Annotated in this window: 21 protein-coding genes; 14 read left to right on the forward strand and 7 right to left on the reverse strand. The window is 67.3% G+C overall.

The window, feature by feature from the left end; translation table 11 throughout:
* Nucleotides 1-5: 5 nt before the first annotated feature.
* The 6 genes from benC to NHL60_RS02735 all read left to right on the forward strand — a co-directional run bounded on the left by benC (nucleotide 6) and on the right by NHL60_RS02735 (nucleotide 6226).
* Nucleotides 6-1031 carry a benzoate 1,2-dioxygenase electron transfer component BenC gene (gene benC / locus NHL60_RS02710; protein WP_301271087.1) on the forward strand — a complete coding sequence of 342 codons (1026 nt, stop codon included), beginning with the start codon at nucleotides 6-8 and terminating at the stop codon, nucleotides 1029-1031.
* Nucleotides 1028-1810, forward strand: coding sequence for a benzoate diol dehydrogenase BenD (gene benD / locus NHL60_RS02715; RefSeq protein ID WP_253448717.1), 783 nt, complete (start codon nucleotides 1028-1030; stop codon nucleotides 1808-1810). Before benC ends, benD begins: the two co-directional genes overlap by 4 nt.
* Nucleotides 1811-1905: 95 nt before the next feature.
* Nucleotides 1906-3156 (forward strand): benzoate/H(+) symporter BenE family transporter, encoded by a 1251-nt coding sequence (locus NHL60_RS02720; protein WP_253448719.1) that lies wholly within the window; start codon nucleotides 1906-1908, stop codon nucleotides 3154-3156.
* Between the two features lie 549 nt (nucleotides 3157-3705).
* On the forward strand, nucleotides 3706-5082 hold the full coding sequence (gene ltrA / locus NHL60_RS02725) for a group II intron reverse transcriptase/maturase (protein ID WP_253444207.1): 1377 nt from the start codon (nucleotides 3706-3708) through the stop codon (nucleotides 5080-5082).
* A 254-nt stretch (nucleotides 5083-5336) separates the two neighbouring features.
* Nucleotides 5337-5786 carry an Hsp20/alpha crystallin family protein gene (locus tag NHL60_RS02730; protein WP_253448721.1) on the forward strand — a complete coding sequence of 150 codons (450 nt, stop codon included), beginning with the start codon at nucleotides 5337-5339 and terminating at the stop codon, nucleotides 5784-5786.
* A gap of 47 nt (nucleotides 5787-5833) precedes the next feature.
* Nucleotides 5834-6226 carry an Hsp20/alpha crystallin family protein gene (locus tag NHL60_RS02735; RefSeq protein ID WP_253448723.1) on the forward strand — a complete coding sequence of 131 codons (393 nt, stop codon included), beginning with the start codon at nucleotides 5834-5836 and terminating at the stop codon, nucleotides 6224-6226.
* A 67-nt stretch (nucleotides 6227-6293) separates the two neighbouring features.
* On the opposite strand, the gene NHL60_RS02740 is transcribed toward NHL60_RS02735, so the two are convergent.
* The 7 genes from NHL60_RS02740 to NHL60_RS02770 all read right to left on the reverse strand — a co-directional run bounded on the left by NHL60_RS02740 (nucleotide 6294) and on the right by NHL60_RS02770 (nucleotide 14062).
* The gene (locus NHL60_RS02740; RefSeq protein ID WP_253451957.1) at nucleotides 6294-7484 is read right to left on the reverse strand and encodes an ABC transporter substrate-binding protein; all 1191 of its coding nucleotides are present in this window, start codon (nucleotides 7482-7484) and stop codon (nucleotides 6294-6296) included.
* A 130-nt stretch (nucleotides 7485-7614) separates the two neighbouring features.
* A complete protein-coding gene (locus tag NHL60_RS02745; RefSeq protein WP_253448725.1) occupies nucleotides 7615-8112 on the reverse strand; it encodes a MarR family winged helix-turn-helix transcriptional regulator in 498 nt (165 codons plus the stop codon).
* A 71-nt stretch (nucleotides 8113-8183) separates the two neighbouring features.
* Nucleotides 8184-9323 (reverse strand): cyclohexanecarboxyl-CoA dehydrogenase, encoded by a 1140-nt coding sequence (gene aliB / locus NHL60_RS02750; RefSeq protein ID WP_253448727.1) that lies wholly within the window; start codon nucleotides 9321-9323, stop codon nucleotides 8184-8186.
* 132 nt (nucleotides 9324-9455) lie between these two features.
* Nucleotides 9456-10658 (reverse strand): ISL3 family transposase, encoded by a 1203-nt coding sequence (locus tag NHL60_RS02755; protein ID WP_253448729.1) that lies wholly within the window; start codon nucleotides 10656-10658, stop codon nucleotides 9456-9458.
* Nucleotides 10659-10759: 101 nt separating this feature from the next.
* Entirely contained in the window at nucleotides 10760-11563 is an 804-nt protein-coding gene (locus NHL60_RS02760) for an enoyl-CoA hydratase-related protein (RefSeq protein ID WP_253448730.1), read from the reverse strand.
* Nucleotides 11564-11608: 45 nt separating this feature from the next.
* Nucleotides 11609-12376 carry an SDR family NAD(P)-dependent oxidoreductase gene (locus NHL60_RS02765; RefSeq protein ID WP_253448732.1) on the reverse strand — a complete coding sequence of 256 codons (768 nt, stop codon included), beginning with the start codon at nucleotides 12374-12376 and terminating at the stop codon, nucleotides 11609-11611.
* Nucleotides 12377-12418: 42 nt separating this feature from the next.
* On the reverse strand, nucleotides 12419-14062 hold the full coding sequence (locus tag NHL60_RS02770) for an AMP-binding protein (RefSeq protein WP_253448735.1): 1644 nt from the start codon (nucleotides 14060-14062) through the stop codon (nucleotides 12419-12421).
* Nucleotides 14063-14302: 240 nt separating this feature from the next.
* On the opposite strand from NHL60_RS02770, the gene NHL60_RS02775 reads away from it, so the two are divergent.
* Genes NHL60_RS02775 through NHL60_RS02810 form a run of 8 tightly spaced genes read left to right on the forward strand, consistent with a single transcriptional unit; the run spans nucleotide 14303 to nucleotide 22880 of the window.
* Nucleotides 14303-15076: an enoyl-CoA hydratase gene (locus tag NHL60_RS02775; RefSeq protein WP_253448737.1), complete on the forward strand. Its 774-nt coding sequence runs from the start codon at nucleotides 14303-14305 to the stop codon at nucleotides 15074-15076.
* A 44-nt stretch (nucleotides 15077-15120) separates the two neighbouring features.
* Entirely contained in the window at nucleotides 15121-16011 is an 891-nt protein-coding gene (locus NHL60_RS02780) for an enoyl-CoA hydratase/isomerase family protein (RefSeq protein WP_253448739.1), read from the forward strand.
* Nucleotides 16008-17204, forward strand: coding sequence for an acyl-CoA dehydrogenase family protein (locus NHL60_RS02785; protein WP_253448741.1), 1197 nt, complete (start codon nucleotides 16008-16010; stop codon nucleotides 17202-17204). Before NHL60_RS02780 ends, NHL60_RS02785 begins: the two co-directional genes overlap by 4 nt.
* Nucleotides 17205-17213: 9 nt before the next feature.
* On the forward strand, nucleotides 17214-18356 hold the full coding sequence (locus NHL60_RS02790) for an acyl-CoA dehydrogenase family protein (protein WP_253448743.1): 1143 nt from the start codon (nucleotides 17214-17216) through the stop codon (nucleotides 18354-18356).
* Between the two features lie 42 nt (nucleotides 18357-18398).
* Nucleotides 18399-19580, forward strand: a complete 1182-nt coding sequence (locus NHL60_RS02795; RefSeq protein WP_253448745.1) for an acyl-CoA dehydrogenase — start codon at nucleotides 18399-18401, stop codon at nucleotides 19578-19580.
* 44 nt (nucleotides 19581-19624) lie between these two features.
* Complete coding sequence (locus NHL60_RS02800; RefSeq protein WP_253448746.1) at nucleotides 19625-20374, forward strand: electron transfer flavoprotein subunit beta/FixA family protein; 750 nt, start codon at nucleotides 19625-19627, stop codon at nucleotides 20372-20374.
* A 14-nt stretch (nucleotides 20375-20388) separates the two neighbouring features.
* Nucleotides 20389-21351, forward strand: coding sequence for an electron transfer flavoprotein subunit alpha/FixB family protein (locus NHL60_RS02805; protein WP_253448748.1), 963 nt, complete (start codon nucleotides 20389-20391; stop codon nucleotides 21349-21351).
* Between the two features lie 11 nt (nucleotides 21352-21362).
* Nucleotides 21363-22880 carry a 3-hydroxyacyl-CoA dehydrogenase gene (locus tag NHL60_RS02810; protein WP_301271088.1) on the forward strand — a complete coding sequence of 506 codons (1518 nt, stop codon included), beginning with the start codon at nucleotides 21363-21365 and terminating at the stop codon, nucleotides 22878-22880.
* The last annotated feature ends 4 nt before the right edge of the window (nucleotides 22881-22884 follow it).

A 22884-nucleotide genomic window follows, 5' to 3' on the forward strand; every position in this document is an offset into this window, starting at 1 on the left:
CGATCATGAGCTACACCATTGCCCTCAACTTCGAGGATGGCGTCACCCGCTTCATCGGCTGCAAGGAAGGTGAAACGGTTCTCGATGCCGCCTACCGCCAGAAGGTCAACCTGCCGATGGACTGCTCCGACGGCGTCTGTGGCACCTGCAAGGGACACTGCGAGCAGGGCGAGTTCGACATGGGCGACGAGTACATCGAAGAGGCGCTCTCCGACGAGGAGGCCGCCGAGGGCATGGTGCTGACCTGCCAGATGGTGCCCTCTTCCGACTGCGTCATCCAGGTCCCCGTGGCCTCCAGCCTGTGCAAGACCGAGGTGGGCAAGGTCGAGGGCACGGTCGCCGCGGTCGAGCAGCTCTCCGAAGACAGCATCGAGCTGGTAGTGGATCTGGACGAAGGCGCCGAGATCGCCTTCCTGCCCGGCCAGTACGTGCATATCGACGTGCCGGGCACCGAGGTGCATCGCTCCTACTCGTTCAGTTCCCTGCCGGGCGAGCAGCGCGCCACCTTCCTGATCCGCAATATCCCCAACGGGGTGATGAGCGGCTATCTCGGTGAGCGGGCCGCGGCGGGCGATCGCCTGACCCTGACCGGCCCGCTGGGTAGCTTCTACCTCCGCGAGGTGACTCGCCCGGTGCTGATGCTGGCCGGCGGCACTGGCCTCGCGCCCTTCCTCTCCATGCTCTCCCAGCTGGTGGAGAAGGGCTGCGAGGCGCCGATCCACCTGATCTACGGCGTCAACAAGGATGATCATCTGGTCAAGGTGGACGCTCTGGACGAGTTCGCCGCCAAGCTGCCCAGCTTCACCTACGCCACCGTGGTGGTGGACGAGGCCAGCGAGCATCCGCGCAAGGGCTACGTGACCCATCATATGGACGCCGAGGTGATGCACGACGGCGACGTCGACGTCTACCTGTGCGGGCCGCCTCCCATGGTCGACGCCGTGCTCAAGCACTTCGACGCCCAGGGCATCGTGCCGCAGAGCTTCCACTACGAGAAGTTCACCCCCAACGAGGCGGGGAGCAAGTCATGAGCCTGCGCTTCAAGGACAAGGTGATGGTCATCACCGGGGCCGCCCAGGGCATCGGCAAGCGGGTCGCCGAGCGGGCCGGCGCCGAGGGCGCCCGCCTGGCCCTGGTGGACCGCGCCGACCTGATCCATGAGGTGGTCGCCGAGCTGACCGAGCAGGGCGTCGAGGCGGTCGCGCTGCAGGCCGACCTGGAGACCTGGGCAGGCGCCGCCGAGGTGATGGCGAAGAGCGTGGAGCGCTTCGGCCGCATCGACATCCTGGTCAACAACGTGGGCGGGGCGATCAACTTCAAGCCGTTCACCGAGTTCAGCGAGAGCGAGATCGCCGCCGAGGTGACCCGCTCGTTGATGCCGACCCTGTGGTGCTGTCGCGCCGTGCTGCCCACCATGGTGGAGCAGGGCGGTGGCGTCATCGTCAACGTCTCCTCGGTGGCGACTCGCGGCATCCACCGGATCCCCTACTCGGCGGCCAAGGGCGGCGTCAATGCGCTGACCGAGTCCCTGGCCTTCGAGTATGCTGAGCACGGCATCCGCGTGGCGGCCGCCGGGATCGGGGGCACCGAGGCGCCGCCGCGGAAGATCTCCCGCGGCACTCCGGAGCCCCGCAACGAGACCGAGAAGGCCTGGTTCCAGGCGCACATCGACCAGACCAAGCAGAGCTGTCTGATGAAGCGCTACGGCACCCTGGATGAGATGGCGGCTCCGATCCTGTTCCTTGCCTCGGACGAGGCCAGCTACATCACCGGCAGCGTGCTGCCGGTGGGTGGCGGCGATCAGGGCTAGCCAGCATCGCGCCGATTCGGGAATATCCGGATCGGCGCGTTTCGTTCCATGCCTCTAGCCATACCAACGATAACAACCCTCCCCTGGAGCTCACCGTGAAGCATATCGAGAAGGGCGTGAGCCTGCGGCACGCGCCAAAAGACTTCCTCCGCGACCTCAACGTCGACAACGCCAGCACCGGCCTGGTCGCGGGTATTCTGGGGCTCAGCGTCGGTGTCGTGCACATCAGTGCCGGCACCGCCGCCGGGCTCGACTCCTCCTTCATCATGATCTGGGTCATCAGCTACCTGATGATCAACGGCCTCTTCGGCATCCTGATGCCGGCCTACTACCGGCTGCCGATGCCCATGGCCAACTCCATTCCCGGGGCGCTGATGTTCGCCGCGGTGATTCCCGTGGTGGGCCTGGAGGCCGCGCTTGGGGCGACCCTGATCGCCGGAGCCATCTCCCTGGTGGCGGGCCTCTCCGGCGTCATGGGCATCGTCATGCGCCTGATGCCCATGCCCATCGTCATGGGCATGGTAGCCGGCATGCTGCTCAGCTTCGGTCTCAACATGGTGCGTCCGCTGGAGAGTGCCATCGTGCCGGCGAGCATCATGATCCTGGCCTTCTTCCTCTCGGCGCGTCTGCTGCGCAAGGTGCCGCCGCTGATCGTCTCCATGCTGGCGGGGATCGCCTACCTGATGGCCACCGGCGTTGACCTCTCGGGCGTCCAGGCGACCATCCGCTTCCCCGAGTTCATCATGCCGGAGTTCACCCTGAACGCCTTCCTGGCCTACGGCCTGCCGCTGGCGATCATCCTGGTGGGCATGGAGACGCCGGCCGGCGTCGGCCTGATCAAGGGCATGGGGTACAAGGAGGTGCCGGCCAACGGCATCACCGCCGTGGGGGGCGTGGGCACCATGGTCTCGGCCTTCTTCAACCTGCACAGCACCTGTATCGCCGCCCCCATGACCGGCATCTGCTCCTCGCCGGAGGCGGGCACCCATGAGAAGCGCTGGGTCGCCGCGGTGGTTGCCGGTGCCATCTTCGTGGTGGCCGCCCCCTTCTACGGCTATGTGGTGAGCCTGCTGGAGGCCACGCCGCGCTACTTCATCGCCATCATCGCGGGCCTGGCGCTGATGCGCGTCATCACCTCGGCCATGGCGATCGCCTTCTCCGGCAGGAAGCACGAGATGGGGGCGCTGTTCGCCTTCCTGATCGCCGCCTCGGGCATTCAGATCCTGGATATCGGTGCCACCTTCTGGGCCCTGGTACTGGGCGTGGTGGTGTCGCTGATCTTCGAGACCAAGGACTTCGAGTTCGCCAGCAACGCCCATCCCCTGAAGAAGCAGCCGACCGACTGAGCCGGCCCGGCGCCGGTGACCCCACCGGCGCCCGACACCCTATCCTCCTTGGCCCGTATCCGCTTCGGCGATACGGGCCCTTTTTCGGTGCGCCAGGCATGGCGCGCAGCGCCTGACTGGCGCTGTTTCCGAGGTTGGTGCCTTGGAATGACTTGGGGGTGAAAGTCCCCTGCACGCCCGGCAAGGGGAAGTGCTAGCCGACGGCAAGGGTGTCTCCCGCGAGGGGGAATCTGAAGGAAGCCCGAGGCAAAACGCTGGCCTGACGAACAGGAAGCGGATACGAGGCGTTATGGCGGGGTGAGATGGCCGAAATCATCAAAGCCCGGTACTTGCACGGAACGCCATGGCGTAGATCCGACAGGCATAAGCAGGAAAGTCGCGCGTCTTACCCTGGGAGGTCTGGTGGTCTGCCACGTGCTACCGGCGTCGAGAGGCGGCGGGATGGGCCACCAGACGTCAGCAGAGGCCATAGTAAGTGTCGACTCACCCCGACACCAAGGGCCGAACATGAAGAACCGCGAGTAGGCGATGATGTCTCGAGGATCGATCATGAAGGCAGAAAGTGGCGCTGATACCGCCACCCACCCAGAGGGGCAGGGGCAGTACCCCGGGTCCCGGCCGGTGGGCGTCGAGACGGTCCCGGCGTCGTCATCGTGGACGAAAGCGGAGCCCGCCCCGCTCATGGAAGCCGTGGTAGAGAAGGCCAACATGGCGCGGGCTTACCGAAGGGTGGTCGCCAACAAGGGGGCGCCGGGTGCCGATGGCATGACGGTCCACCAGTTGGCCGACCACCTGAAGGAATGCTGGCCAACGCTGTGCGAACGGCTACTGGCCGGTGAGTACCACCCCAGCCCGATCCGAGCCGTCGAGATCCCCAAGCCCAAGGGCGGAACGCGACAGCTCGGCATCCCCACGGTTACCGACCGGCTGATTCAGCAGGCTCTGCTTCAGGTGCTGACGCCGATCTTCGATCCGGAATTCTCCGCATCGAGTTACGGCTATCGCCCTGGGCGCAGTGCCCAGCAGGCCGTCTCGGCGATGAAGTCCCATGTCACTGCCGGCCACCGCTGGGTGGTCGACCTCGACCTGGAAGCCTTCTTCGACCGGGTGAACCACGACCTGCTGATGGCGCGGGTCGCGCGCCGCATCCGCGACAAGCGAGCATTGCGCCTGATCCGACGCTATCTGGAAGCCGGGATGTTCCAGGACGGCCTGGCCGCGCCACGCCGGCAGGGCACGCCCCAGGGCGGGCCACTCAGCCCGCTGCTGGCCAATATCCTGCTGGATGACGTGGATAAGGAGCTGGAACGCCGCGGTCACCGCTTCTGCCGCTACGCCGATGACATGCAGGTGTATGTCAGGAGTCGGCGAGCGGGCGAGCGCGTCATGGCCAGTCTGAGTGATTTTCTCGAGAGCTCGCTCAGGCTGACGGTCAATGGCGACAAGAGTGCGGTGGACCGACCCTGGAACCGGGGGTACCTGGGTTACACGCTGACCCGGCACAAGTTGCCGAAGCTGACGCTGGCCAAGGCCAGCCTGCAGCGCCTGATGCAGCGTGTCCGCGAGATCCTCAAGCGCGGCAGGGGGCGCAACATACGGCGAGTCATTGAGGAGCTGGCCCCCGTCCTGCGGGGCTGGGCCAATTACTTCCGCCTTGTCGATGTAAGGCACCCCCTGGAAGTGCTGGATCAATGGATACGCCGTCGACTGCGCTGCGTGATCTGGCGGCAGTGGAAGCGCCCATGGACCCGGCGGCGCAAGCTACTGGCGCTGGGCCTGGGCGACAAGCGTGCCTGGAAATCAGCGGGGAATGGGCGAGGTCCCTGGTGGAATGCCGGCGCCTCGCACATGAATCAAGCCCTGCCGCGGAAGTGGTTCGACCGGCTGGGCTTGATCTCGGTACTTGGTACGGTCAAGAGGGCTTAATCGTTCTTCGTGAACCGCCGTATACGGAACCGTACGTACGGTGGTGTGGGAGGGCGCCGGGGGCAACCCCGGCCCCTACCCGATCCGTCTGGCAAGGGGGCTCGCATCACCGTCTGGCGGGCCACAAGAAATCGCTTTTGACGCCTTGAAACCGGATCGACCGCACCTATCTTGCAGATCATGGGGCCCTGTCGGCCTCGCGTCGCTCGGCCCCGTTCCGTCATCTGGCTGTTGAAGCGAAGGAGGTGTTCGATATGTTCGGAGATCTCAGGGGCCTGGATCCGGCCCGCGCCCAGGGCATGGAGTGGGTTCGCCAGCTGTTCGACGAGATGTTCCCCGGCGGCGGAGCGGCCGATATCCGCTCGGTGCCGTCCGGCAGCTTCCCGCCGATCAACGTCGGGCGTACCGACGATACTGTACGCGTCTACGTCTTCGCGCCGGGGCTCGGCGCCGAGGATCTGGAGGTGAGCCTGCAGGACAACGTGCTCACCGTGGCCGGTCGCCGTGAGGCGCCCGCGGGCGATGAAGCGCGCACGCGCTTCCGCCAGGAGCGCTTCCATGGCGACTTTCGGCGAGCGGTGGCGCTGCCCGAGGGGCTCGACATCGATCGGGCTGAGGCGCGTTTCCGGGACGGTGTGTGTGAGATCGTGCTGCCCAAGCGCGATGAGCTCAAGCCGCGGCGCATCGAGGTGCAGGCGGCCTGAGGCCACCGCACGAGACTCGCATTTCGAGACCGAAGGAGGTGAGAGAGATGAACGAGATCACCCGTCGCGACGCCGACGCCCCCCGCCCCGCTGGGGAGGAGCGCCGGCAGGATACGCTGCTGCCGGCGGTGGATATCCACGAGGAGAATGACGCCGTGCATATCATCGCCGACATGCCCGGCGTGACCCGCGACTCGCTGGTCATCGAGGTAGATAATGGCGTGCTCAGCCTGGAGGGGGAGGTGGCGATCCCGATGCCCGAGGGGCTGAGCCCGCTCTACGCCGAGGTGCGCGCCCAGCGCTACGCAAGGCGCTTCACCCTCAGCCACGAGATCGACAGCGAGGCGATCAGCGCACGGATCGACAGCGGCGTCGTCCACCTGACGCTGCCGCGGCGCGACACGCACCGCCGGCGGCGCATCGAGGTCCAGGCGGCCTGAGCAGTGCTCGGGCCACAGCGCAGGGGGCGCGGCCGGCTGGCCGCGCCCCCTGTGTTGCCTGCTTGCCTCAGGGGTTGATCAGCGGGCAGCGGCTCTTCTCCAGGGACTGGAAGGCCAGCTCCCCGGGAATGGTGCGCAGCATGCGGTAGAGGTCCCACTCGCCCTCGGATTCCTCGAGCGACTTCACCTCCACCAGGTACATGTCATGGACCATGCGGCCATCCTCGCGGATCACGCCGTTGGTGGTGAAGATGTCGTTGACCGGATTGTCGCCCATCCAGGCACGCACGGTGCCGGCGTCATCGCTGCCGGTGGCCTCGATGGCGTTCAGGTAGTGCAGGGTGCTGGAGTAGACGCCGGCCTGCACCATGGTGGGCATGCTGCCCATGCGCTCGTAGTAGCGCTGGGCCCACTCCCGCGCCTCGTCGTTCATGTCCCAGTACCAGCCGGTGGTCAGCTGCATGCCCTGGGTGGTCTCGAGCCCCAGGGCATGGATGTCGTTGAGGAACACCATCAGTCCGGCCAGCGTCTGGCCGGACTCCACCAGCCCGAACTGGCCCGCGGTGCTGATGGCATTGACGGTGTCCGCGCCGGCGTTGGCCAGGCCGACGATCTGCGCCCCCGAGCCCTGGGCCTGCAGGATGAACGAGGAGAAGTCGTTGCTGTTGAGCGGGTGGCGCACCGTGCCGACGACCTCGCCGCCCATCTCGGTGACCACATGGGAGACTTCCTCCTCCAGGGAGTGGCCGAAGGCGTAGTCCGCGGAAATGATGAACCAGCGCTCGCCGCCCTCCTCGACGATGGCCCGCGCCGTGCCGTTGGACATGGCGTGGGTGTCATAGACCCACTGGATATGGTTGGGGCTGCAGTGCTCGTTGGTGATGCCGAGCGCGGCGGCGCCAGAGACCATGGCGATGCGGTCATGGTCGGCGAGCAGGCGGGTGGCGGCGATGGTCACTGAGGAGGCCACCAGGCCGCCGACCATGTCGACGTCGCGCTGGTCGATCCACTCGCGCACCGTGTTGGCGCCCACGTCGGCGCTGTTGCGGTCGTCGGCGCTGAACACCTCGATGGGGGCGCCGTGGATCGCACCGCCGTGCTCCTCTATGGCCATGCGCATGGCCTCGAGGCCGCCGGGGCCGGCCAGGTCGCGATAGGGGCCCGACATGTCGGCCAGATAGCCGAGGCGAATGGCGCCGTCGGAGATCTCGGCATGGGCACTGCCGGCGCCGGCCAGCAGGGCGGCGCCGAGGGTCAGGGCGGTGGTCTTGAGCAGAGGGTGATGTTATCTGGACATGAGTTCTCCCTTGCCTCACCGGAAGCGGCGAGGCCGTTGTTGTTGTGACTCGGGCTGTTGGGGAAGTGGCCGGCAAGCGCCGGCGGAGCGTTCAGGTGTCGATGGTGCCCTCGGTTGAGGGGATTTCCTCCTGGGTTGTGATGGCTTGGATGGCTTCCAGGTCCTTCTGGAGCTTGTTGAGGTAGTGCAGCAGGCTGACCGTCTCGTCGAAGCCCAGGCTCTTGAGGCCCTGGGCATAGAAGTCATGGATCTGCGGCTGCAGGCTCTCCCAGTAGGCGCGCCCCTGGTCGGTGAGCAGGATCAGCCGGGCGCGGCCGTCGTCGGGGTGGGGGATGCGCCGCACGTGACCTTCCCGCTCGAGCCGCTTGAGCACGCCGTCCAGGCTCTGGCGGCTGACGATCAGGTACTCGGTGAGGTCGTTGAAGGCGATGCCCCCCTCGTAGCCGCGGCGGGAGAGCGCCCCAAGCACCGCCCACTGCACCGTGGTCAGTCCCACCGCGCTCACCGTCTGCTTCTGCAGGATGTTGCTGGCCTGGAAGAGGCGGAAGAACAGGCGGTTGGCGACGCTTCTGTCGTCCTGGGCAGCCATGGGTAGCACTCCTTTGTCGGAAAACGGCGGCGCCGGGTGGTGGTCGGAGCCCTGGGCCCCGACGATGGCGTTCACCGGGGTACCGACTGGCGCGCGATGATGTTCTTCATGATCTGGGCGGTGCCGTCGCCGATCTGCAGCCCCAGCACGTCGCGCATGCGCTGCGAGAAGGGCAGGTCCTCGCCCCAGCCGGTGTGGCCGTGGGCCAGCATGCACTGCTTGATCACGTCGAAGGCGAGCTTGGGGCCCCACCACTTGTTCATGGCCGCCTCGGCCGTGTGGGGCAGGTCGTTGTCCTTCAGCCACAGGGCGTAGTAGCACTGCAGGCGGGCGGCCTGGACGTAGGTCTGGTATTCGGCCAGCGGGTGGGTCAGCCCCTGGAAGGCCGCAAGCGGCTGGCCGAAGGCCTCGCGCTCGGTCAGCCACTGCCAGGTCTCGTCCAGCGACTGCTGGGCCACCGCCAGGCACTGCAGGCCGATCAGCGCGCGGCTGTAGTCGAAGCCCTGCATCACCTGCTTGAAGCCCTGGCCCTCTTCGCCAAGCATGTGATCGGCGGGCACGGCCACATTGTCGAAGAAAATCGAGCCGCGGCCAATGGCGCGCTGACCGGAATCCTCGAAACGGCTGGTAGTGATGCCGGGGAGGTCCATGGGCACCAGGAAGGCGCTGATGCCGCTGGCGCGCTGCTCCTGGGTGCCGGTGCGGGCGAAGACCACCGCCACATCGGCCTGGTCGGCCATGGAGATGGAGGTCTTCTCGCCATTGAGCACGAAGTGATCGCCCTCGCGGGTCGCCTTCAGCTTCAGGTTGGCGGCGTCACTGCCGCCGTGGGGCTCGGTCAGGGCGATGCAGCAGATCTTCTTGCCGGAGGTGATGCCGGCGAGCCACTCGCGGGCCAGCTCGGGGCGCGCATGCTGGGCGATGATCTGGCCGTTCAGCGAGGCGAGCAGCGGCAGATAGCCGACGTTGAAATCGCCCCGGGCGATCTCCTCGATGATCACGCCGCTGGTCACGCAGTCGAGGCCGCTGCCGCCGTACTCTTCGGGCAGCTCGCCGCCCAGGCAGCCCATCTCGCCGAGCATCTCGACGATCTCGCGCTCGATGATCGCCTCTTCCTCACGCTGGCGGTAGCGGGGGGCCAGCATGTCGGCGGACAGTTTGGCCACGCTCTCGCGAATGGCATCCTGTTGTTCGGTAAAGGCAAAGTTCATGGCCGTCTCCATCCTTCTCGGGTGGCCGCCGGCCCGCTGGGGCGGCGGCGACTTGTCGTCAGTGCACTGGGTCAGCGGCTTGGGGCATCAGGCGTTGTAGTACTTGCGGAGCTAGAATTTTCGAAAATTGGTTCATCGCACTTTGCCGGGAAACGCGGCACGGATCTTCAGGAAGAAATATTCCGTGTCGCGGTACCCATAGGCCATCCGTTTGATGACCTTGATTCGGTTGTTCATACCTTCCAGCACGCTGGTGTTCAGGTGGTGGCGAGCACTGGACACGATGCCATCCAGGTAGGGCTCCAGCTTCTTGGTGAAGCGCATCAAGGCGTCGATGCCGCTGCCCAACGCCATACCGGCCCACTCTTGCCAACCGCTGCGTGCCGTCGCCTCGTCCTCGGCAAACCACAGTGTCTTGAGCTGGTCCTTGAGTAGATAGACCTTGGTCAGTGAGGCATTGGCAGCCAGCAGCTCTTCCAGCTTCACCGCCTGCTCAGGCTTGAGGTTGTCCTGGTTGCGCAGCAGCAGCCAGCGGCTGCCCTTGATCACCTTGCGGGCCGCCTTGTCGTCGCGTAGCTGATTGGCCTGATCGACGCGCACCCGGTCCATCACCTCACGCCCGTACTTGGCCACCACATGGAAGCGGTCGTAGACCACCTCGGCGTTGGGACACTGAGCCTTCACTTCGAGATCGAATGACGCGTTCATGTCCATGGCGACGGCCTCGATCTGCTGTCGCGCATCACCCAACCATTCGAAGAACGGGCGGATCGCCTCACGGGAGCGGCCCTCGCCGACCCACACCACCTGCTGGGTGTCGGCACAAGCAATCACCGTGGCGTAGCGGTGTCCCTTGTGGAGGGCGAACTCGTCCATCATCAGGCGGCGCAGCCGCGTCGGATCCGGCGCCGGCAAGTCACGCTGAAGGCGCTGCTTGTCGATGGTCTTGACGGTATGCCAGTGCAGGCCGACCAAGTCGGCGACATGCCGGATCGGCAGCAACGTGACCAACCGCTCCACCCACTGGCGCAATGTGGTGGTCACTGGTGAACGGCCCGGCAACCAGTCAATGCGCTCGCGTGTCGGGCCACAGACGGGGCAGCGCAGGCGACGTACCGGCACCTCCAGCTCCACCCGGTAGATCAGCAACGGCGCCTCTCGGACGCGACGCTGATGCACGTCATGGACGAGGAAGCAGGCGTGGTCACAGCCGCTGCAGACGGGAGGGACTCGGTCATCAGGCGCCAACTGGAGCCGTAGCGTTTGCTCATCCAGGAATTCGTGATGGGCGACGGTGAAACCTTTCCAGAACAGGCAGAGCGGGGTAGCATCCATGGCAACGGCGGTATCCGTGAGCAGACGTTTGTGGTGAACATCAGCTTACTCGGATTTACCGCCGTTTCTCTATCCCGCCTTCGCCTAAGAGTACTTCGTTTTCACGCCAGTCTGCGAAGAACCCGAAAATTCGGCTTGCGCTTCTCCTTGAAGGCCGCGACCCCCTCCTTCGACTCCTCGGTGTCGTAGTAGAGGCTCAGCGCCTGCATGCCCAGTGCGCCGATGCCGGCGATGTTCTCGCTGTCGGCATTGAACGAGCGCTTGGCAATGGAGAGGGCGGTGGGGCTCTTCTCGAGGATCTCGTCGCACCACTTGCGCACCTCCTCGTCGAGCTGTTCGGGCGGCACCACGGCGTTAACCAGGCCCCACTCCAGCGCCTGCTGGGCGCTGTACTTGCGGCACAGGTACCAGATCTCGCGGGCGCGCTTCTCGCCGATGACGCGGGAGAGGTAGGCGGTGCCGAAGCCCGGGTCCACGGAACCCACCTTGGGGCCCACCTGGCCGAAGATGGCGGTCTCGGAGGCGATGGAGAGGTCGCACAACACATGCAGCACATGGCCGCCGCCGATGGCGAAGCCGTTGACCCGGGCGATGACCGGCTTGGGCACCTGGCGGATCAGGGTCTGCAGCTCCTCCACCGGCAGGCCGATGATGCCGCGACCGTCGTACTGGCCTTCGTGGGCGCTCTGGTCGCCACCGGTGCAGAAGGCCTTGTCGCCGGCGCCGGTCAGCACGATCACGCCGATGGACTTGTCCCAGCCGGCGCGGTTGAAGGCGTCGAGCAGTTCCATGCAGGTCTGGCCGCGGAAGGCGTTGTAGCGATCGGCGCGGTTGATGGTGATGGTGGCCACCCCATCGGTGACGTCGTAGAGGATATCTTCGTAGTTTGTCGTTGAAAGTGTCATCGCTGAGCTCCTGGAATTCGATGCGGATAAGGGCGGTGGCGGCGGTCAGCCGGCCATGGTCAGGCCGCCGGACACGCTGATCACCTGGCCAGTGATGAAGCTGGCCTCGTCGCTGGCGAGCAGGGTGATGATGCCGGGGTAGTCCTCGGGCTGGCCGATGCGGCGCATTGGCACGGCGTTGCGGAAGGCCTCGAGGAGCTTCTCCGGGTCGCGGGCGGTGTCCGCCACGTCCTTGAGCAGGGCGGTATCGGTGGGGCCGGGGCAGACCACGTTGAGGGTGACGTTCTTGCTGGCCAGTTCGCGGGCCAGGGTCTTGCTCAGGCCGAGCATCCCGGCCTTGCAGGCGGCGTAGACCGCCTCGCCGGAGGAGCCCACCCGGGCCGCGTCGGAGGCGATGTTGATCACCCGGCCGCCACCTGCCTCGACCATCTTCGGCAGCACCACGTGGTGCATGTTGAGCGCGCCGGTCAGGTTGACGGCGATCAGCGACTCCCACATGGCCGGCTCGGTCTTGAGGAACGGCATGAAGCGGTCGAAGCCGGCGTTGTTGACCAGCACGGTGGGAGTGCCGAGATCCTGCTCGATGCTCGCCACGGTGGTGACGATGGCGGCGTAGTCGGTGATGTCGGCGGCGTAGGCCTGTGCCTTGCCGCCGGCCTCGGTGATCAGCTCGACGGTGGCCTTGGCGGCGGCTTCGTCGCGGTCGAGCACCGCCACCTTGGAGCCATGCTCGGCGAAGCGCTTGCACACGGCCTGGCCGATGCCGCCGCCGCCGCCTGTCACGATCACGGTTCTGTTCTCAAGTCCTTTCATGTCGTCTCTCCGCTCGAGTAGTGGGGAATAGGGATGGCTGCTTCAGGCGCCCTGGAGGGGCCTCTCGCGCAGCTTGAACTTCTGGATCTTGCCGGAGGGGGTGCGCGGCAGTTCGTCGAGCACCTCCAGGAATTCCGGCTGGTACTGGCGGGTCACCTTGCGTTCGGTCAGGAAGTCGCAGATCTCCTCGAGGGTCAGCGATTCCTCGCCCTCCTTGAGGGTCACGTAGGCGCACAGCCGCTCGCCGAGGCGCTCGTCGGGCTTGCCCACCAGGGCCAGGGTCTGGATCTTCGGGTGCTGGTAGAGGGTGTTCTCGATATCGACGATGGGAATGTTCTCGCCGCCGCGGATCACCACGTCCTTGGAGCGCCCGGTGATGCGCACATAGCCCTGCTCGTCGAGGCGCGCCAGGTCGCCGGTGGGGAACCAGCCCTCGTCATCCACCCCGTAGAGCTCCGGCTGCTTGAAGTAGCCGACGAAGAGGCTGGCGCCGCGCATATAGAGGGGGCCCTCCTGGCCGGCGGGCAGGGGGTTGCCCTCCATGTCGGTGACCTTGAGCTCGATATAGGGCAGCGGCACACCGTCGGTATGCACGGCACGCTCCGGGTCGTCCTCGGGCAGGGTGGTGGTCACCGCGCCGTTCTCGGTCATGCCCCAGGCGGAGAGGATGCGCGTCGGCAGGTTCTGGGCGGCCTTCTCCACCAGGGGGCTGGGGATCGGGGCGCCGACACACAGGAACAGCTTCAGCGACTGTAGCTCCGGGCCGTGGGCGATGGCCTGCTCGGCGATATCGGCCAGGAAAGGGGTCGAGCCGAGCATCAGGCTGGGCCGTTCGGCGCGGATGATGGCCACGGCCTCTTCCGACAGCCAGGTGTCCTGGAGCACCACGCTGGCCTTGAGATAGACGGGCAGCATCAGGCCGTAGAGGAAGCCCAGCTGGTGGGCCAGCGGGGAGGGCATGAAGACGGTGTCCGCCGCGCCGAGTGCCAGGCGCTCGGCGAAGGGGCGGATATTGCTGAACAGGGTGTTGGAGGTGTGCATCACCCCCTTGGGCTTCCCGGTGGTGCCGGAGGTATAGAGGATCTGCACCACGTCGTCTCCGGAGGGGCGGCGTTCCCGAAACAGGGCGGCGGTGTCGACCTCGTCTTCCCAGGCGCGCTCCAGCAGCACCCGTTCGAAGCTGTCTTCCGCCTCGCTGCCGATCACCAGCACATGCGCCAGCTTGGGTAGCGATCGCTTGAGCTCATGGGCCATGGCGCCGTGGTCGAACGTGCGGAAGGTCTGGGGGACCACCAGCACCTTGCTCTCGGCCATGCCGAGCATGAACGAGAGCTCATGCTCGCGGAAGATCGGCATCAGCGGGTTGAGCACGGCGCCGATGCGGACGCAGGCGAGATGCAGTGCGGTCATCTGCCACCAGTTGGGCAGCTGGCAGGAGACGATATCGCCCTTTCTTACCCCCAGCTCCGCCAGTCCCGCCGCAATGCGCGTGACGCGGTCGTTCAGCTCGCGGTAGCTCAGCTCGACGCGGCTGCCGTCGCTCATTCGGCAGGTGATGATGGCGGCCTTCTCTCCGGCGGAGGCCACCGCCTCGTCCAGATAGTCTGTAATGATCTTGTCGTTCCAGGCACCTAGCTCGACCATGGATTGCCTGCGCTCGAGCGTCAGATTCGTATGGATTGGCATGCAAGCTCCTGAAAGTGGCTTGTTTTTGGTCAAATGCTTGTTTGAGAACTGGCGCCGCCATCGCCGTGCGCCTTGGAGAAAGCTAGGCTACGATAAAAAATATGTCAATACATTGTCTTTTATTTTGGGGCTGGCTAGACTCGGCTGTAGATCGGGCCCGGTTCGGCCCGAGCGATGCGACAACACACTGTCATGAATCGGCCGGGGAGCCCTTCCGGCCACGGCACTCCGGAGGCATCCATGTACGAGAATCTGCGGGTCGAGCGCACGGGCGCCGTCGGTGTGATCACCCTTCACCGCCCCGAGGCCCACAACGCCCTGAGCGGGGCGCTGATGCGCGAGCTGGGCGGCGCACTGCACGCCTTCGAGCGGGACGACTCCATCGGCGCCATGGTCATCACCGGCGGTGAGCGGGTCTTCGCCGCCGGGGCCGACATCAAGGAGATCCAGTCGCTGACCTTCTCCGAGGCCTATCTCGGCGACTTCGTCACCGACGCCTGGGAAGAGGTGACCCGTTGCCGCAAGCCGGTGATCGCCGCGGTGGCCGGGATGGCCCTGGGCGGCGGCTGCGAGCTGGCCATGATGTGCGACCTGATCATCGCCGCCGACACGGCCCGCTTCGGCCAGCCCGAGATCAAGGTGGGCACCCTGCCCGGCGCCGGCGGCACCCAGCGGCTGACCCGCGCCGTCGGCAAGGCCAAGGCGATGGACCTGTGCCTGACCGGCCGCCTGATGGCGGCCGATGAGGCCGAGCGCAGCGGTCTGGTGAGCCGGGTGGTACCGGCGGAGAGGCTGATGGACGAGGCGATGACCGCGGCGGCCCAGATCGCCTCGATGTCGGCGGTGGCGGTGCGTCTCAACAAGGAGGCCGTCGAGCGGGCCCAGGAGACCACCCTGGCCGAGGGCGTGCGCTTCGAGCGCCGGCTGCTGCACGCCAGCTTCGCCACCGAGGACCATAAGGAGGGCATGCAGGCCTTCATCGAGAAACGCCCGCCGGTCTGGCGGCATCGTTGAGCCCCCTGGCTCGGCCGACAACAACAACCGGGAGAGAACGCGCCATGTGCAACCCCGTCACCCTGACCCGACATGAGAGCTGCGGCCTGGTCACGCTCTTCAGCCCGCCGGTGAATGCCCTGAGCCAGACCGTGCGCTCTGGCCTGGTGGAGGCCCTGGACGCCGCCCTGGAGGATGCCCGGGTGGAGTGGGTCCTGCTGCAGTCCGGCGGGCGCTGCTTCTCCGCCGGCGCCGATATCAAGGAGTTCGGCAAGCCGCCTCAGGCGCCGGTGCTGCCCGAGGTGATCGCTGCCATCGAAGACTCGCCCAAGCCGGTGGTGGCCTGGCTCCACGGCGTCGCCCTGGGCGGCGGCCTGGAGCTGGCCATGGCCTGCCACTATCGGCTCGCCGCGCCCGATGCGCGCTTCGGGCTGCCGGAGGTCAAGCTGGGGCTGATTCCCGGCGCCGGCGGCACCCAGCGGCTGCCGCGGCTCGTCGGGCTCGAGGCCGCCCTGGAACTGATCCTCTCCGGCGAGCCCATCGGCGCCGACAAGGCCCTCGAGCTGGGGCTGGTGGATGGCGTGGCCGACCAGGGGCATACCCCCGAGGAGGCGCGCATCGCCATGGCGGCGGAGCTGGCCCGGCAGGGCGTGCGCCCCACGCGGGAGCGTACGCTCGCCGCCGCCAGCGAGGCGCCGCTCGAGTGGCTGGCCGCCCAGCGCGAGTCGCTGGCGCTGCCCGCCTCGGGCGACCTGTCGCCCCTCAAGGCCGTCGAGGCCCTGGAGGCTGCCATGACCCATCCCTTCACCACGGCGCTCGCCCGCGAGCGGGAGCTCTTCCTGGAGTGCCTGGCCTCGCCCCAGCGCCAGGCCAAGGTCGAGGCCTTCCTGGCTCGCGGCCGCGACAGCCGCTCGCTCAACGCCGGCGGAGACAACACAAGAGGGACCACCCCATGAATATCCATTTCAGCGAACAGGAGCTGGCCTTCCGCGATGAGGTGCGGGCCTTCCTCGAGGCCGAGCTGCCCGCCGATATCGCCGCCAAGGTGCGGCTCGGCAAGAAGCTCGCCAAGGGGGATCACCAGCGCTGGCAGGCGATCCTCTTCCGCCGCGGCTGGTATGCCGCCAACTGGCCGGTGGAGCACGGCGGCACCGGCTGGAGCGTGGTGGAGAAGCACATCTTCGAGGAGGAGTGCGCGGCGGCGGGTGCACCGCGGCTGATCTCCTTCGGCGTCAACATGGTGGCGCCGGTGATCATCAAGTTCGGCACCCCCGAGCAGAAGGCCCACTACCTGCCGCGCATCCTCGACGGCACGGACTGGTGGTGCCAGGGCTACTCCGAGCCCGGCGCCGGCTCCGACCTGGCCGCGGTGAAGACCCGGGCGGTGCGCGAGGGCGACCACTACATCGTCAACGGACAGAAGACCTGGACCACCCTGGGCCAGCACGCCAACTGGATCTTCTGCCTGGTGCGCACCGACCCCGAGGCCAAGCCCCAGGCCGGCATCTCCTTCCTGCTGATCGACATGGAGAGCCCAGGCATCTCGGTGCGGCCGATCATCACCCTGGACGGCGCCCATGAGGTCAACGAGGTGTTCTTCGACAACGTCCGGGTACCGGTGGACAACCTGGTGGGCGAGGAGAACGACGGCTGGACCTGCGCCAAGTACCTGCTGACCCACGAGCGCACCGGCCAGGCCGGCATCGGCATCTCCAAGGCGGCCCTGGCCCACCTCAAGGAGATCGCCCGCCACGAGGTGATCGAGGGCCGTCCGGCGCTGGAGGACCCGCTGCTGCGGCAGCGCATCGCCGAGGTGGAGATGCGCCTGATGGCGGTGGAGATGAGCACCCTGCGCATCCTCGCTCGTGCCCAGGCCGGCGGGGTGCCGGGGGCGGAGAGCTCGATCCTCAAGATCACCGGCTCCGAGATTCGCCAGGCGATCAGCGACCTAGTCCGCCGGGTGCTGGGCCCCCACGCCCTGCCGGTCCTGGCCGAAGAGATGCAGCTCGAGCACGACGGCGAGCCGCTGCACGCTGACTACAGCGTGGCGCCGGCCGCCCAGTACTTGAACCTGCGCAAGCTGTCGATCTACGGCGGCTCCAACGAGATCCAGAAGAACATCCTGGCGAAGGCCCAACTGGGCTTATAGGAGGCCACCATGGACTTTTCCTTCAGTGACGAGCAGCAGATGCTGCAGGACATGCTGGCCCGACTGGTCAGGGAGCACTACGGTTTCGAACAGCGCGACCAGGTGCAGCGCAGCGCGCCGGGCTTCAGCGAGGCCTTCCAGGCCCAGCTGGCCGAACTCGGCGTGCTGGCGGTGCCCATCGACGAGGCCCATGGCGGCATGGGCGGCAGCGGGGTCGAGAACCTGGTGGTGATGCAGGAGCTCGGCCGCGGCCTCTGCCTGGAGCCCTACCTGGAGTCGCAGATCCTCGGCGGCGGCCTGGTGCAGGCGCTGGGCAGCGAGGCCCAGCGCGAGGCGCTGCTGCCGGCCCTGGCCGCGGGCGAGCTCTTGCTCGCGGTGGCCAGCGAGGAGCCGCGCACCCACTATCGGCCCGAGTGGACCGAGACCCGGGCCGAGCGCGCCGCCGACGGCTGGCGGCTGACCGGCCGCAAGTCGGTGGTGATCGGCGGTCAGGCCGCCCACCGGATCCTGGTGGTGGCGCGCACGGCGGGCGAGCCCGACGAGCGTGATGGCCTCTCGCTGTTCCTGGTCGACCCGGCTGCGGAGGGCGTGCAGCGCCGCGCCTATCCCACCATGGCGGGCCCCTGGGCCTGCGACCTCACCCTCGAGGGCGTGGCCCTGGCCGATGACGCCCTACTGGGCGGTGCCGGAGAGGCCTTCGCGGCCCTGGACCACCAGCTGGGGCGCGCCATGGCGGCCCAGTGCGCCGAGGCGGTGGGCAGCATGCAGCAGGCCTGCGAGCTGACCCTGGACTACCTCAAGACCCGCCAGCAGTTCGGCCACCCCATCGGCCGCTTCCAGGTGCTCCAGCACCGCATGGTGGACATGACCACCGAGCTGGAGCTGGCCACCTCCATGGCGATCCTCGCCGCCTGCGTGGCCGACGAGCCGGCAAGCCTCGAGCGCAGCCGCCAGCTGATTGCTGCCCAGCACGTGGTCAAGCGCGCGGCCCGTTTCATCGCCGAAGAGGCGATCCAGCTCCACGGCGGTATCGGCATGACCTGGGAGTACAGCCTCGCCCACCATGCCCGCCACCTGGTGATGCTTGGCCATCGCTTCGGCGATAACGATCGCCACCTCAAGGCCTATGCCGACCTTATCGAGGCCAGCTGACCTCCGTCAGTGCCCCCAACGACAACGACAGGAACCTTCGCCATGTCCCAGATGCCCGCCTTCCACTGGCAGGACCCGCTGCTCTTCGACCAGCAGCTCAGCGACGAAGAGCGCCTGGTGCAGCAGAGTGCCGCCCAGTTCGCCGCCGACAAGCTCGCTCCCCGCGTGCTGGAAGCCTTCCGCCACGAGCAGACCGACCCGGCCATCTTCCGCGAGATGGGCGAGACCGGCCTGCTCGGCGCCACCATCCCCGAGCAGTATGGCGGTAGCGGCCTCAACTACGTCTGCTACGGGCTGATCGCCCGGGAGATCGAGCGCGTCGACTCCGGCTACCGCTCCATGATGAGCGTGCAGTCCTCTCTGGTGATGGTGCCGATCAACGAGTTCGGCAACGAGGCCACCAAGCAGAAGTACCTGCCCAAGCTCGCCAGCGGCGAGTGGATCGGCTGCTTCGGCCTGACCGAACCCAACCACGGCTCCGACCCCGGTTCCATGGTGTCCCGCGCGCGCAAGGTCGAGGGTGGCTACCGCCTGACCGGTAACAAGACCTGGATCACCAATAGCCCCATCGCCGACGTCTTCGTGGTGTGGGCCAAGGATGACGAGGGCGATATTCGCGGCTTCGTGCTGGAGAAGGGTTGGGAGGGCCTCTCCGCCCCGGCGATCCACGGCAAGGTGGGCCTGCGCGCCTCGATCACCGGCGAGATCGTCATGGACAGCGTCTTCGTGCCCGAGGAGAACATGTTTCCCGAGGTGCGCGGCCTCAAGGGTCCCTTCACTTGTCTCAACTCGGCCCGTTACGGCATCAGCTGGGGCGCGCTCGGCGCCGCCGAGGACTGCTGGCGCACCGCACGCCAGTACACCCTGGACCGCCAGCAGTTCGGTCGCCCGCTGGCCGCCAACCAGCTGATCCAGAAGAAGCTGGCCGACATGCAGACCGATATCTGCCTGGCCCTGCAGGGCTGCCTGCGGCTGGGGCGCATGAAGGACGAGGGCACCGCCGCGGTGGAGATCACCTCGATCATGAAGCGCAACAGCTGCGGCAAGGCGCTGGATATCGCCCGCCTGGCCCGCGACATGCTGGGGGGCAACGGGATCAGCGACGAGTTCGGGGTGGCGCGCCACCTGGTCAACCTCGAGGTGGTGAATACCTACGAGGGCACCCACGACGTTCACGCGCTGATTCTGGGTCGGGCGCAGACCGGCCTCCAGGCCTTCTGCTGAGCCCCGGCTCGGCGCACCCAACAACAAGCTACGGGAGATACGCCATGAAAGTCCTCGTCGCGGTCAAACGCGTCATCGACTACAACGTCAAGATCCGGGTCAAGCCGGACAATTCCGACGTCGACCTCACCAACGTCAAGATGGCCATGAATCCCTTCTGCGAGATCGCCGTGGAAGAGGCGGTGCGCCTGAAGGAGCGCGGGGTGGCCACCGAGATCGTCGCCGTGACGGTGGGCCCCAAGGCCGCCCAGGAGCAGCTGCGCACCGCCCTGGCGCTGGGTGCCGACCGCGCCATCCACGTCGAGACCGACGAGCGCGTCGAGTCGCTGGGCGCCGCCAAGGCGCTGGCCAAGCTGGTGGAAGAGGAGCAGCCGGGCCTGGTGATCCTCGGCAAGCAGGCCATCGACACCGACAACAACCAGACCGGCCAGATGCTGGCGGCCCTGACCGGCCTGCCCCAGGGCACCTTCGCCTCCGAGGTGGCCGTGGACGGTGAGAAGGTGCAGGTGACCCGCGAGATAGACGGCGGCCTGCAGACCATCGAGCTGACCCTGCCCGCCATCGTCACCACCGACCTGCGCCTCAACGAGCCGCGCTACGCCAAGCTGCCGGACATCATGAAGGCCAAGAAGAAGCCGCTGGACGTCAAGAGCCCGGCGGATCTCGGCGTCGAGGTGGCCTCGAAGGTCAAGCTGCTCAAGGTCGAGCCGCCGGCCGAGCGCCAGGGCGGCGTCAAGGTGGGCTCCGTGGATGAGCTGGTCGACAAACTGAAGAACGAAGCCAAAGTGCTTTGAAAGGAGCGGATCTCATGAGCATTCTGGTACTCGCTGAACATCACGACGGCGCCCTGGCCGGCGCCATCGCCCATGTGGTCGCCGCTGCCAAGCAGATTGTCAAAGAGAGTGGTGGCGATATCGATGTGCTGGTGGCCGGCGAAGGCGTCGCCGCCATCGCCGAGGCCGCCGCCAAGCTCGACGGCGTCTCCCGCGTTCGCGTGGCCGACCACGCCGCCTACGCCCACCTGCTGGCCGAGCCCACCGCGGCGCTGATCGCGGAGCTTGCCGCGGACTACAGCCACGTGCTGGCCTGTGCCTCCACCACCGGCAAGAACGTGCTGCCCCGGGTCGCCGCACTCAAGGACGTGGCGCAGATCTCCGAGATCATCGCGGTGGCGTCCCCGGACACCTTCAAGCGCCCGATCTACGCCGGCAACGCCATCGCCACCGTGCAGAGCGAGGACGCCCTCAAGGTGATCACCGTGCGCACCACCGGCTTCGATGCCTGCCCTGATAGAGGGACCGAGGGTGGCAGCGCCGCCGTCGAGGCGGTGGACCTGTCCTTCACGAAAGGGGCCGACAACGCCCAGTCCACCTTCCTCAAGGAGGAGCTGGCCCAGTCCGACCGCCCCGAGCTGGGGGCGGCCAAGGTGGTGATCTCCGGCGGCCGTGGCATGGGCAACGGCGAGAACTTCATGCTGCTCGACGGCATCGCCGACAAGCTGGGGGCGGCTATCGGTGCCTCGCGCGCCGCGGTGGACGCGGGCTTCGTGCCCAACGACATGCAGGTGGGCCAGACCGGCAAGATCGTCGCCCCGGACCTCTACATCGCCGTGGGCATCTCGGGTGCCATCCAGCACCTGGCCGGCATGAAGGACTCCAAGGTGATCGTCGCCATCAACAAGGACGAGGAGGCGCCGATCTTCCAGGTCGCGGACTATGGATTAGTGGCCGATCTCTTCCAGGCGCTGCCGGAACTCGAGAGCAAGCTCTAAGGAGGTGAGGCGTGTCGCAGTCAGCGAAAGAGAGGATCGGCGTCGTCGGCAGCGGCGTGATGGGGCGGGGTATCGTCCAGCTGTTCGCCGTGGCGGGCCACGAGGTGTGGCTGCATGACAGCCGTGAAGGGGCCATCGAGGAGGCACTGGGGTTCATCGGCGAGCTGCTGGAGCGCTCGGTGGCCAAGGGGCGCCTCTCGGCGGAAGAGCGTGAGGCGACGCTGGCCCGCATCCACCAAAGCGATGGCCTGGCCGGGCTTGCCGAGTGCGACCTGGTGATCGAGGCGATCGTCGAGAACCTGGAGGCCAAGCAGGCGCTGCTGCGTCAGCTGGAGGAGGTGGTCTCCCATGAGGCGATACTGGCCAGCAACACCTCGTCGCTGTCGGTGACGCGCCTCGCCAGCGCCTGCCGTCACCCCGAGCGGGTGGCAGGCTACCACTTCTTCAACCCCGTGCCGCTGATGAAGATCGTCGAGGTGGTGCGCGGCGAGCTGACCCGCCCCGAGGTGATCGCGCGGCTCGAGCGGCTGGCCCGGCAGGCCGGCCACTTCCCGGCGCTGACCCCGGACACCCCCGGGTTCCTGGTCAACCACGCCGGGCGCGCCTACGTCCCCGAGGCCCTGCGCCTGGTGGACGAGGGGATCGCCACGCCGGCGCAGATCGACCGGATCCTGACATTGAGCCTCGGCTTTCGCATGGGCCCCTTCGAGCTGCTGGACCTGATCGGCCTCGATGTGACCCATGCGGTGATGGAGTCGGTCTACCGCCAGTTCTATGACGACCCCTACTACACGCCCTCCTGGCAGGTGCCGCGTCGCATTGCCGCCGGCCTGCTGGGGCGCAAGAGCGGCGAGGGGTTCTACCGCTACGCGCAGGGCAAACGGCTCGAGCCGGACGTCGTGCCGCCGCCGGCGGTCCCCGTCACGCGCCCCTTCTGGCTGGATCGCCGGGAGCCCGAGTGGCGTGAGCGCATCGCCCGCCTGGCCGAGGCGGCCGGCTCGCGTCTGGAGGAGGGGGCGGGACCCTCGGAGGAGGCCATCTGCCTGGTGACACTCCAGGGGGAGACGGTCAGCGAGACCATCGCCGAGCGGGGCCTGCCGGCGGAGCGCACCCTGGCGCTTGAGACCCTGGCTGGCTTCGATGCCTGCCGGGTGCTGATGCGCCACCCCGCCATCGACGAGGCGGTGCTGGCCGAGGCGAGCGCGGCCCTCGGCGCCGATGGGGTGCCGGTGGAGGTGATTCACGACTCGCCGGGCTTCGTGGCCCAGCGCATCCTCGCCTTCATGGTCAATATCGGCAGCGAGATCGTGCGCCGCGGCGTGGCCGAGCCGGCCACCCTCGACCGTGCCGTCAAGCTGGCGCTGGGCTACCCGCAGGGTCCGCTGGCCTTCGGCGAGCGCTTCGGGCCCCAGACCTTCGCCCGGGTGCTCGGCTGCCTCCACGACCACTATGGCGAGCCACGCTATCGCGTCAGCCCCTGGCTGAAGCAGCGCATCGCGCTGGGACTTCCTTTATGCGAGTCACTATGACACC

This window comes from Halomonas sp. Y3 (assembly GCF_024137965.1).
Classification (GTDB): Bacteria; Pseudomonadota; Gammaproteobacteria; order Pseudomonadales; family Halomonadaceae; genus Halomonas; species Halomonas mongoliensis.

What these genes read in the sequence shown, in the direction of transcription:
- benC (WP_301271087.1), top strand. Translation starts at nt 6, where the DNA reads ATGAGCTACACCATTGCCCTCAACTTCGAGGATGGCGTCACCCGCTTC.
- benD (WP_253448717.1), top strand. Translation starts at nt 1,028, where the DNA reads ATGAGCCTGCGCTTCAAGGACAAGGTGATGGTCATCACCGGGGCCGCC.
- ltrA (WP_253444207.1), top strand. Translation starts at nt 3,706, where the DNA reads ATGAAGGCAGAAAGTGGCGCTGATACCGCCACCCACCCAGAGGGGCAG.
- NHL60_RS02730 (WP_253448721.1), top strand. Translation starts at nt 5,337, where the DNA reads ATGTTCGGAGATCTCAGGGGCCTGGATCCGGCCCGCGCCCAGGGCATG.
- NHL60_RS02735 (WP_253448723.1), top strand. Translation starts at nt 5,834, where the DNA reads ATGAACGAGATCACCCGTCGCGACGCCGACGCCCCCCGCCCCGCTGGG.
- NHL60_RS02745 (WP_253448725.1), bottom strand. Translation starts at nt 8,112, where the DNA reads ATGGCTGCCCAGGACGACAGAAGCGTCGCCAACCGCCTGTTCTTCCGC.
- aliB (WP_253448727.1), bottom strand. Translation starts at nt 9,323, where the DNA reads ATGAACTTTGCCTTTACCGAACAACAGGATGCCATTCGCGAGAGCGTG.
- NHL60_RS02755 (WP_253448729.1), bottom strand. Translation starts at nt 10,658, where the DNA reads ATGGATGCTACCCCGCTCTGCCTGTTCTGGAAAGGTTTCACCGTCGCC.
- NHL60_RS02760 (WP_253448730.1), bottom strand. Translation starts at nt 11,563, where the DNA reads ATGACACTTTCAACGACAAACTACGAAGATATCCTCTACGACGTCACC.
- NHL60_RS02765 (WP_253448732.1), bottom strand. Translation starts at nt 12,376, where the DNA reads ATGAAAGGACTTGAGAACAGAACCGTGATCGTGACAGGCGGCGGCGGC.
- NHL60_RS02770 (WP_253448735.1), bottom strand. Translation starts at nt 14,062, where the DNA reads ATGCCAATCCATACGAATCTGACGCTCGAGCGCAGGCAATCCATGGTC.
- NHL60_RS02775 (WP_253448737.1), top strand. Translation starts at nt 14,303, where the DNA reads ATGTACGAGAATCTGCGGGTCGAGCGCACGGGCGCCGTCGGTGTGATC.
- NHL60_RS02780 (WP_253448739.1), top strand. Translation starts at nt 15,121, where the DNA reads ATGTGCAACCCCGTCACCCTGACCCGACATGAGAGCTGCGGCCTGGTC.
- NHL60_RS02785 (WP_253448741.1), top strand. Translation starts at nt 16,008, where the DNA reads ATGAATATCCATTTCAGCGAACAGGAGCTGGCCTTCCGCGATGAGGTG.
- NHL60_RS02790 (WP_253448743.1), top strand. Translation starts at nt 17,214, where the DNA reads ATGGACTTTTCCTTCAGTGACGAGCAGCAGATGCTGCAGGACATGCTG.
- NHL60_RS02795 (WP_253448745.1), top strand. Translation starts at nt 18,399, where the DNA reads ATGTCCCAGATGCCCGCCTTCCACTGGCAGGACCCGCTGCTCTTCGAC.
- NHL60_RS02800 (WP_253448746.1), top strand. Translation starts at nt 19,625, where the DNA reads ATGAAAGTCCTCGTCGCGGTCAAACGCGTCATCGACTACAACGTCAAG.
- NHL60_RS02805 (WP_253448748.1), top strand. Translation starts at nt 20,389, where the DNA reads ATGAGCATTCTGGTACTCGCTGAACATCACGACGGCGCCCTGGCCGGC.